Source organism: Streptococcus mitis, from assembly GCF_003944325.1.
In the GTDB taxonomy this organism is placed as follows: domain Bacteria; phylum Bacillota; class Bacilli; order Lactobacillales; family Streptococcaceae; genus Streptococcus; species Streptococcus mitis_CW.
Genome location: NZ_RJPX01000053.1, coordinates 1 through 10246, shown reverse-complemented (window position 1 = coordinate 10246; position 10246 = coordinate 1). Strand labels below are relative to the sequence as shown.

The window sequence follows — 10246 nt, the reverse complement described above, 5'->3', positions numbered from 1 at the left end:
CTAATAATTCTTCTTAAGTCATATGAAACAGGATGTTGTAAACAAATTAACTCATATCCTTTTTTATCAATATTTAGAACTGACTCATTTATGATTAAATCTTCTTTAATCAATTCTACTCGTTCTTCATTTGATAAATATTCAAATAACTTCTCATATTTATCAAGCACAGATACCCAAACGGTCTCTAAATTATTTGATAATTCTATAATTTCATTTTCTAAATATAACCTTAACATTTAGGTACCTCTTCTTAACAAAGTTCAATAGTAACAATTAATATTTTAAACAATATATCAAACATCAATAACTAGAATACTTGCATCATCCTTCTTTCCATAGATTGGATCAATAGCAGAAGAATTAAATCTCATCTTAATTAACTCTTCAAAAGTTTTATTTTGATTATTTTGATAGAATTCATAAAAGCCATCGCTCATTAAAACAATTTGTTCACTAGTAACATCTATTTGGTTAATAATAGCATGGTCTAAAAATCTCTCATCCAACGAACCTATCCAGTACCCACTCGGTTGATTAGATAATTTTCTGATTTTTTGTAAAATAATTTTTTTATTTAAAACACTATTTGAACCAATTGAATCTTTTATCTCATTTTTCCCTTTTTCAAATAAGTTATCTACTCTATGATCAGTTATTTCCATATCGTTTACTAACATGACGCAGTCACCTAGCATCATATACTCCAACTTTTTTTCTGAAAGTTTAGCAAATATAAAAGCAAATGTTGGTAAGCGATAATACTCTGTTAATTCATATGAGTTTAAACCGATTTCATCTTTAACCTCGAGTAAAGCAGTTTCAAATATTTGTTTAAGAGTTTTTGATTCTTTACAATTAACCGACAAACTTTCTGATAAAATATGTACAACTTCTGAGACTGAATAACCTATCTCCTCTTTAGAATTATATAAATCTGTAGCTCCATCAATAATCCAAAAATACTGATTTTGTGAACCTACAGTATCCTCATTTTCTACGGAACTTCCTTGTATCGAACAAATTTTATTTATCTTTACCATAATACTTCAACCCTTTAAGTGTCAAAAGTAAACCAATCCCTGTCACTGTTAAGAATAGTTCCATAATCTTGTTCGAACCAGTCTTTGGTAATTTTTGTTTTACATCTACTATTTCTTTAGATTTATTAATATGATTTTCAGTTTCTCTGTCATCTCCAACTATTTTATAGTTTATTTCTTCTGTCTTATTATCTTGTTTATTGTTGATCTTGTCATTAATTTGTCTATTATCTTTACTTGAGTTAAACTCTCCGTTCTTCTGGTTACTATCAATTACATTGTTTGAATGAGATTGTTTTTCATGCTCATATGAACTTGTTTTAAATTTTTCCTCTTTATTTTTTTCTTTTTCGTTTTTATCACTTAAATTGTTTGTTACAATTTTGTAAAGCCCATTCTCCGTTACAATATTGAAATTACCATCGCTTTCACGTATAACAGGTTCTTTCCCATTTGCATTAGATTTGATGAATGATATATACTTACCGGATAAATTATAAAATTGGTTATTTAAAACGGTTATTTTACCCTTTGAATCCTCAATAACAATTCCTTCTTTACCACCGAATATACTATTCTCTGAGACTACTAAATTATCACTAACTCGTAATAATTCAATATTTGGTTGTTCTGTTTCCTTAGAATTATTATTAATTACATTTTTTGTTACAGTAATATCTGATACTTTTCCTAAATATTCTGCACTATCTTTTGCTACTCTAATAGCCTTTGTTTTAGGATCAGAAATATAAAATGTATTTTCAGTAATAACGACTTTCTTATTTAAGTCAAGTTCATCTTTTACATTTTTATAACTAAAAGCATTTATTAAGGCTGCACCATTTTCTCTATAATGTACACTTTCTCCTTTTACTTTCTTATCAAATCTATTTCCTTTAATTAAAATATCAGTAAATCCTGTAAAACGTACACCAGAATACATCATGTTATCAAAATGATTATTTAAAATTTTAATATTAGAGGGGTTCTGTGTCGACAATGTTTGATAGTGTGTACCAATTGCTGTTACTAATTCTCCAGATTTATCACTTTTACCAAAATATGAATTTTGAATAGTAACATTTTCAGATTTTTTCCCATCATCATTCAAAGCATAAGGAAAACCTTTTCTAGTCAATGGTTCAATCTGAATACTCTCCTTACTTATAATTTGCCCATCTTTCATAGTTTTAGGTAAAGCTTGACCAAGAAAACGAGAATTATCGACTAATACATTTTTCGAACCTGCAATTTGAATAGCATGCCCTTGATAACTATCCTTGAATGTTACATTTTTTATAGTTACGTTATTTGAATTCCCAATAGCAAATGCACCTGAAGAATTTATAAGTGGTAGATTTTTTGCTTTAGTTCCTTCTTCATTCAAAGCACCGTTCATATCAATAGTACCACCAGAATAACTAATATCTTCTGTTGGGCCCCATTCTACTTGCGCACCATCATCCGTAAATAAACCTGTCATAAAAACAATGGAAGGGTGATTCTTAATATTTATACCATTTAGAATGGTAGCTTTCTCATTCAATTCTAAGTGTGTATGACTCTTTAAAAAAACAATTTCTTTTACTAAATAAGTTCCTTCAGGAAAATATACATTTCCTCCACCTAGTCCTTTAGCTGCAGCATCTATTGTATCTTGAATTGCTTGACGATCATCATGAACCCCGTCACCTATTGCTCCATAATCTTTTACATTTAAAGCAGTTTTTTGGATATCTTTTTTATTTGTATTATCACTTATATCATCTTTTTTATTACTCTTAATTTGAGTTGTAGTTTTATCTTGATTGTCAACCGATTTACTATCTATTTGTGAATTAGAACGATTTATATCACTAATCACATTACTATCAACATTTGATGAAGTAACTAAATTAATAGTAGATGAATTTGTATCAATATTTTCAGTAGAAATATTCTTATTAAGATTTTGTGAATAACTCGAATCATTGGTAGTTACATTAGAAATTTCTTTTGTATCAATTTGTGATGTATTAGTACCAATTTCATCCGCTAAAATACTATTGCTTCCCAAAATTGAAATAGCCAATAAAATTGAAATAGCCAATAAAACTGAACATGTCCCAACTTTTAATTTACGAATGCTAAATACTTCATTATGAAAAATGTGTTTCATAAAGACCTCCAATATTTTTATTTATTTACAATTTATTATTACTTTTCTTAAAATTGATAAAATGACACCGCTGTCATTATCTTTATAATATATTTTATAATTTGAATTGTCAAGAAATAACACATCAAAAGACAATATTTTTGAAAACGCAATCATCTAATGAATTATATATCCAAACTATACACCAATAATATTCCAAACATTTCTAGTTTGAGATAATAGTTTCATTATTTCGAAAAAAATCTTCTAAAATATCACTAAATTCTATTTAATAAAAGTCGTAATCTTTTAATTATAATTTAAAATCATGTCCATCCGTCAAACGGGTGGTCTGTACCAGGGCTATAAGTTCAGATTACCAGCTAGCGTCTAAAGACGCTGGCTTTCACGTTGTTCAAGCCTTATTGCTCTTGACTCGTCACTTGCCTCTTAAAGAGGCTTTAGTATTACTTACCACTATCCCTAAAGGGATCCTCATATTCTTTTACACTCAATCTATCTAGTGCTATATCATGCTTTACTCGTTCTCAAATTTTCATACTCGTGAAGAAATCATCCACTGGTTAATTTCTTTAATCTTGAATATATTTCGTAATTGTAATTTCATTGAATCCCACCGTACTCACATAATAAAACGCATAGTATCATGTATTGAAATTCTTGATACTATGCGTTTTATTCTAGGAATATTTATTTCATTTTCTCTTGAAATTGAGTTTTGTCCCAGCCTCTTTTTCTAATGTTGATGCTCATGGGGTTGCTCTAAGGCTGTTACCCTCCTTTTATGTTGCGAATGATTAATTTGACTGCTATCTACTTCAATAGTAATATTCTGCACGCCTCTTTCTTCTAAGAGTTGACGTACTTGATTCTTTGTTTCCGTCATCTGCTCCCAATCTTCTAAACAGAGATGGATAATAGCATTATTTTCCAGACCATCCATAGACCAAATACTAAGTTGATTAACACTTTTGACATTGGTCAGAGTCTCCAAATCCTTCTCCAAATTACCTGCCTCTACTCCTTCTGGCACAGCATCCAAGAAAATCTTGAGCGTAGACCAAAAACGTGGAAGAGCTTTTGAAAGAATAAAGAAAGAAATGACAAGGGACAAAAGTGGATCTAGGATATACCAGTACGTAAATCGAAGAACAATGGCCATTAGGATGACAGCCAGCCACCCTAGGGTATCTTCCAGAAAATGCAGACTCAGAATAGACTCATTCTGTGTCTTTCCCTTACCAACCACTAAACTCGCTAATACATTAATACTTACTGCAATAATTCCTAACCAGAGAATCCCCTCGTCATTAACTGGTTGCGGATTTAAAATCTTCGTAACATTTTCCAAAATAACTAGAAGAGATCCTGTCATGAGTATTATCGCTGTTACCAAGGCTCCTAGCAGACTAAACCGCTTATAACCCAAGGTGTACTGATTGTCTTCTTCACGATTGGAGATGGTTTCTAGAAAAGCTGATATTCCAATTGCAATCGCATCTCCTAAGTCATGTACAGAGTCAGCAAGAACAGCGTTCGAACCAAATACTCCACCTGCAATAAACTCGACAATAGCATAAGTCAAATTTAAGAAAAAAGCTAGCCAAACAGCATATTTTGCCTTCATATTTCTCATTCCTTTGTTATAATAGATTCATGAACACCTTGTTCATTATCATTATCCACTAAAACTCAAAGAAAGGATAGAAGCAAAAGGTCAGCTTTATTCAGTTCTGAACAATTTGCCTCAAGTGTCCATATGACTAAGATTGACCGCCGTATCAGTAAAACAAAAAAAGCCATCTATCAAGCCTTTCTACAACTTTTGAATGCTAAGGGCTACGAGGCTACTACTGTTCAGGATATCATTGATCTCGCAGATGTGGGACGTTCCACCTTTTACTGTCACTATGAAAGCAAGGAACTGCTTCTAGACGAGCTCTGTCGCTACCTCTTCCATCATCTTTTTGAAAGAGAGCAAGCCATTTCAACCGAAGATTACCTCGCCCACCTCTTTCTGCATTTTCAGAAAAATCAAGACCATATCACCAGTCTGCTATTCTCCAAAAATGACTACTTCCTCCGTCAACTCCAGAGAGAGCTGGAGCACCACGTCTATCCCATGCTGGCTGATGATTTGAAAAAAGCACACCCCAGTCTGCCTGCCTCTTATCTCCAACACTTGGTCGTAACAAACTTCACCGAGACATTGATCTGGTGGCTCAAAAAAGGGCAAGACTTCACAGAACAGGAAGTTGTCCAGTTTTATCTAGACTTTCTCATTCCTAAAAATTGAATACAGAGTAGAACTCAGTTACCTTATTTCTAGGCTAGTAAGTTTTTTATCTTTTCAACAAGAAAAGAGGATCCGCCAATCCTCTTTTTCATAATATAAATCCTTGATTATCAACTCTATCTGTTTTATCCCAAAACCTAAAATATCTTTTCCTAGTTAGATAAATCCGTATTCTGCTTAGCTGCCTTGCTCCACTGGTACCAACCAACTAGACTGTTAATGAGATAAATCAAATATTTCCCTTGGATTTGCAGGCTTTCTCCCCACCAGAGATAGATTGAAAAGACATTAGTAGCAGCCCAGAATATCCACTGTTCACGGTAAACAGCTGTCATGAGGATTTGCCCTACACCATTGAATGGGAACAGCGTAAGTTGGGAGACGAAGTTCGAATAGTGATGGGACAGTCTCCTAATTCAGAAAATTATACTGATGATCCTAATGGGCGCTAAAAATGCGAAGACCTATGAAGACCTATTTTGTATTAGTCAAACAAAAAATCCAAAAGAAATGGTATATGATTATGACCACGAAACAAAGCAAAATCAAACCGAGTGAGCTGAGGAAGCCCCCGATGATCATGAAACGTTATTAAACACAAAAGTCACCCATGTGAGTTCTTGCCAGAAGCTGAAGTTAATCCTTCAACCTGGAAAACCCGCAGAGGTGACTTTTTCTATACATCTCGATTTTTCTGGCAATAATCATTAACCGATAAATATGTCTGTGAATCACCCAGCGACTCCGCTATGTCCATAATCCGCGGTGGTAGTAATCCCACTCGCTGGACAAGTTCGTGATTGCTGAACAATTCCCGTGGACTGCCGGCGAAGCCAAACTTCCCGTGTTCCATAACATACACCGACTCAAACTCGGCGGCGACCCAATCCATGTCATGGGTGATGGTCACAACTTGGTGGCCCGAATCAGCCAACTGATGGAAAATTGCGGTCAACTTGCGCCGGCTTTCCCAATCAAGCGACATCATCGGCTCATCAAATAAATAAATCGCCGGATCCACTGCCAAAACTGTGGCAACACTCAACAGCTTGCGTTCCGACAATGACAGGTCATATGGACTTTCAGCTGTTTTATCATCCAAGCCAACTCTTTTTAGAGCCGCTAAAGCCCGCCTCGTAATCGTGTCGTGGTCATCCATGATCTGCGCGACATTCCACTCCACCTCTCGTTGAACGGTCGGGTTGAAAAGCTGATCGTCAGGATTCTGAAAAGCAATCCCAACCTTCAGTAACTTTTCGACTGGTTTAAGATCATTAAAATTTTCTCCATCGATCTTAATCACACCGGTTTGTGGTGTCAGCAAGCCCGTCAACAATTTGAAGAGCGTTGATTTGCCGGCACCATTTTGGCCGACAATCGCCACCATCGGATCGGCGAAGTGTTTGTCTTCAACATCCAAGCTAAAGGACCGTTCCGGATAAGTGAACGTCAGGTGGCTCAGTTCAATTGTTGACATAACGAACCTCCTTCAGATCAGCGTAATTCACTGGATACCGGCCATCAGCCAAGTGCCAATCCATTTTTTGAGCAAGTTGCTGGATTGTCGGGGCTGGAATCTGCCAGTCAGCTGCCAAATGATTAAACACCTCACCCGGCCTGCCCTGGGCTACCATTTGACCCTCGTGCAGCACCCACACAACGTCGGCGACTTCGCACAAATCGTCAATTTCACTGGTGACAATGAAGACAGTCGTCTCTTTGACTTGGGCCAGCCATTGGAAAAATTGCCGGCGGCCAAGGGGATCCATCTCACTGGTCGGATCATCCATAATCAAAACAGCCGGATTAGCCACAATCGCCGTCGCAATTGCCAACCGCTGGATCTGACCACCGGAAAGGCTCTCGGGACGCAAATTCAGCTGTTCAATCAGCCCCATTTGCGTGGCAACTTCTTCAACCCGTTTTTGAATCAGTCCTTCAGCCATTCCCTGATTAATCAAGTCAAAGGCGATTTCATCGGCAACCGTGTCTGCCAACCCGCTTAGTTGGCCAGCTGGATTTTGCAGTACAACTCCATTCATGGCATTATAAACGGGCCAATTGTCGGACACTCGCTGGCCAAACATGTGCCAATCGCCCTCAATCTCAGCAGACACAATTTTGGGAATGACCCCTGCCAGCACACGGCACAAAGTCGATTTGCCGGAGTGGCTATTCCCGATAATCCCAACCACCTGGCCAGTATGAACCTCCGCGTTAATCTGACGCAGTTGTGGTTGCTCAGTACCCGGATAACGGGTGGTCAAATTTTCAATTACAATCCGTTTATCTTCGTCCATATCTTCCACCCAATCAATAAAATTGCCAATCCAGTCAGACCAATGTGCAGCGTCCGCGACAGGCGATACACGCGCTGGGAGGTTCTGACAGTCCGGTTGAGATTATCAAAACCTCTCAGTTGGAGAGAAATCGACCGCGTCATCGATTGATCCAAGGTCTTAATCACCAATGGAATTAGAACCGGCAGGACTGACTTTAATTTCTGAATCAACGTTTTTTGCGGATTGGTTCCCCGAACTTTTTGTGCCTGCTGGATTTTCCGCATATTGCGCATCATTTCCGGCAAAATATAACACACCGACATCAGAACGTAGACGGTTTTATAAGACAATCCGGACAGTTCCAAATAGGCCGAGTTTTCTGAAATACTCGTGGTCACCATAAAAAAGCCACTGGTCAAAATAATCACCAATACTCGACAACCCAGAGTGGTGGCGTAAATCAGGCCTTCTTTGTAGAACGACACCCCAAGCACAGAAAACAGCACAGTTTGATTCCGACTGTAAAATAACCCTTGGATGATCAGCATGGTGCAAATCAGAAACAGGCTGAATCCCAGCGCCTTAAAGGTGGTAGAACTCAATTTGGAAAATAACAATAGCAGTGTTGCGACAAGAATTAATCCGGCCTGAAGCAATAAATTCATACTGGCAAAGCTCAACAACGTCATGTCCAAGATGAACAAGAGCTTAGTAATCGGATCGATCACCTGGTACCACTTGAGCTTGACCCGTGGCGCTCCAGAAATCAATGTTTTATCAGTCATCATTTATCATCGCTAAAGAAGTGCACCATCCGCTTCGGCAGCTGACGATAGATGAAGAATGCCAGGTAGGCCACGCAGACTTTATCCAAAATATCCAAGACAAACTCATCGGTAAATGAGGCCAGCCACACTGGTGCATGATTGGCGACCATTACCGCAAACAATGAGTCACCCCAAGCGATACCGGTCTGACCACCCCAAAAGATGACGTTGAGTGGCGTTGAAATGACAGCTGAAACGATGGCAATAATAATAGCAGAAACAAATACTCGTCGCGCTGACGAGAACCACCCATTGGCGTGCAAAACTCCGACAGCAATCCCAATTCCGATGCTGGTAATCGCATACACGGTTGAAATTGGCGATAAGGTCAGCCCATAGATCACGTTGTTGATGAAACCACTAATGGCACCGGCAACCGGCCCAGCCAACATGCTGGAAAGAAAGGTTCCCAAAGACCCCAGCCAAACGGGCAACTTTAACCCCTCCGCCAAGGCTTTGGCAACATAGTTAATCCCCACGGCAGCGGGAATCAAAGTCATGGTGGCAGCACTTAACTTAAATTTCCACATACTGGTACGATGAATCGGTTCTGTTTTCATAATCTTCTCCTTTTGTTTTTAAAGAGCCGTGTCTGGATAGACTTTCGGACGCAACGCTCTATTATATATCTACTGAACTGTCTATACACAAGATTTCCATCCTTAGTCGACATGAGCTGGAAATCTTTATTTGTTAAGTAGTTCACAACACATTATACACCTATTTTATGAATAGTCAAGTGTATTTACAGTAAAATTTTAGAAAATCCTAAAAATTTCCTCTTATTTTCCATTTAAAAATGAAAATCATTAATTCTGACAATCGAGTAGGGGATAATCTCTAGCCCCTCTCACACCACCGTACATGCCGTTCGGCATACGGCGGTTCAACTAACTTTTAACGCATGTCGTTCAAGGTAATAATCCAAACACGAAACCAGTCCACGTTTTTTAAGGACTGGTTTTGATATAGCACGTTTAAGTACCGACTTCTGAGCTACTAATTGATAATGGTCGCCCCAGCCAGATACCTTATCTGCTATCCATTTAGGAACTCCTAACTTAAGCAATCCCCATAATCGTCTAGATTTCTTCTTCCATTGCTTCCAGATAATCACTCGTAGGCGAGTGCGCAAGCGCTCATCTATGCTGGTGACAATACTTTTCATATTTCCCAATGAGAAATAGTTTATCCATCCTCGAATAGANAAATTCAGTTGNTCAATACGTCTTGTTAANTCTANACTCCACTTCCTCTGTGTTAGTTTCTTCAATTTAAGCTTAAATCTCCGAACACTATCTTGATGGGGGCGACTTTTCCAACCAGCTGATGATTTCCAGAACCCGAAACCTAAATATTTCAACTCTCTTGGTCTGGTAATCTTAGTCTTGGTTATGTTTACTTTCAAACCTAGCCTTTTCTCAATAAAACGACTGACTGAATACATCACACGCTTAGCGGCAGCCTCGCTTCCGACCGTAATCACACAATCATCTGCGTAGCGCACAAATCGAAGTCCCCTCTTTTCTAATTCCTTATCCAATTCATTAAGCATGATATTGGATAAGAGAGGAGATAAATTTCCTCCCTGTGGTGTGCCAACTAGCGTTTTATGACGCTGACCGTTAATGATAACACCT

9 protein-coding genes and 3 pseudogenes are annotated in these 10246 nt (G+C 37.7%); 1 reads left to right on the top strand and 11 read right to left on the bottom strand.

The window, feature by feature from the left end:
• The 5 genes and pseudogenes from D8787_RS10505 to D8787_RS10485 all read right to left on the bottom strand — a co-directional run.
• Positions 1-239, bottom strand: a pseudogene (locus tag D8787_RS10505) (phosphate uptake regulator PhoU); the annotation flags it as partial.
• Between the two features lie 57 nt (positions 240-296).
• Positions 297-1043, bottom strand: a complete 747-nt coding sequence (locus D8787_RS10500) for a protein phosphatase 2C domain-containing protein (protein WP_125423635.1) — start codon at positions 1041-1043, stop codon at positions 297-299.
• A complete protein-coding gene (locus D8787_RS10495) occupies positions 1027-3201 on the bottom strand; it encodes a glycosyl hydrolase family 28-related protein (RefSeq protein WP_125423632.1) in 2175 nt (724 codons plus the stop codon). Before D8787_RS10495 ends, D8787_RS10500 begins: the two co-directional genes overlap by 17 nt.
• Positions 3202-3647: 446 nt before the next feature.
• Positions 3648-3728 (bottom strand): annotated as a pseudogene (locus D8787_RS12130) (IS200/IS605 family transposase); the annotation flags it as partial.
• Positions 3729-3937: 209 nt separating this feature from the next.
• Positions 3938-4828 carry a cation diffusion facilitator family transporter gene (locus tag D8787_RS10485; protein WP_125423629.1) on the bottom strand — a complete coding sequence of 297 codons (891 nt, stop codon included), beginning with the start codon at positions 4826-4828 and terminating at the stop codon, positions 3938-3940.
• Between the two features lie 132 nt (positions 4829-4960).
• On the opposite strand from D8787_RS10485, the gene D8787_RS10480 reads away from it, so the two are divergent.
• A complete protein-coding gene (locus tag D8787_RS10480) occupies positions 4961-5497 on the top strand; it encodes a TetR/AcrR family transcriptional regulator (protein ID WP_125423626.1) in 537 nt (178 codons plus the stop codon).
• 152 nt (positions 5498-5649) lie between these two features.
• Here D8787_RS10480 and pnuC read toward each other — a convergent pair.
• From pnuC to D8787_RS10445, 6 genes and pseudogenes are all read right to left on the bottom strand, one after another.
• Positions 5650-5853 (bottom strand): annotated as a pseudogene (gene pnuC, locus D8787_RS10475) (nicotinamide riboside transporter PnuC); the annotation flags it as partial.
• Between the two features lie 320 nt (positions 5854-6173).
• Positions 6174-6974 (bottom strand): energy-coupling factor ABC transporter ATP-binding protein, encoded by an 801-nt coding sequence (locus D8787_RS10465; protein WP_125423624.1) that lies wholly within the window; start codon positions 6972-6974, stop codon positions 6174-6176.
• Positions 6961-7797 (bottom strand): ABC transporter ATP-binding protein, encoded by an 837-nt coding sequence (locus D8787_RS10460; protein WP_125423621.1) that lies wholly within the window; start codon positions 7795-7797, stop codon positions 6961-6963. Before D8787_RS10460 ends, D8787_RS10465 begins: the two co-directional genes overlap by 14 nt.
• The gene (locus tag D8787_RS10455) at positions 7773-8564 is read right to left on the bottom strand and encodes an energy-coupling factor transporter transmembrane component T (RefSeq protein ID WP_185776804.1); all 792 of its coding nucleotides are present in this window, start codon (positions 8562-8564) and stop codon (positions 7773-7775) included. Before D8787_RS10455 ends, D8787_RS10460 begins: the two co-directional genes overlap by 25 nt.
• Complete coding sequence (locus D8787_RS10450; protein WP_124787260.1) at positions 8564-9166, bottom strand: ECF transporter S component; 603 nt, start codon at positions 9164-9166, stop codon at positions 8564-8566. The genes D8787_RS10455 and D8787_RS10450 overlap by 1 nt, the downstream gene beginning before the upstream one ends.
• 326 nt (positions 9167-9492) lie before the next feature.
• Positions 9493-10246: reverse transcriptase domain-containing protein (locus tag D8787_RS10445; protein ID WP_260471395.1), on the bottom strand; the 754-nt coding region annotated here is incomplete at its 5' end.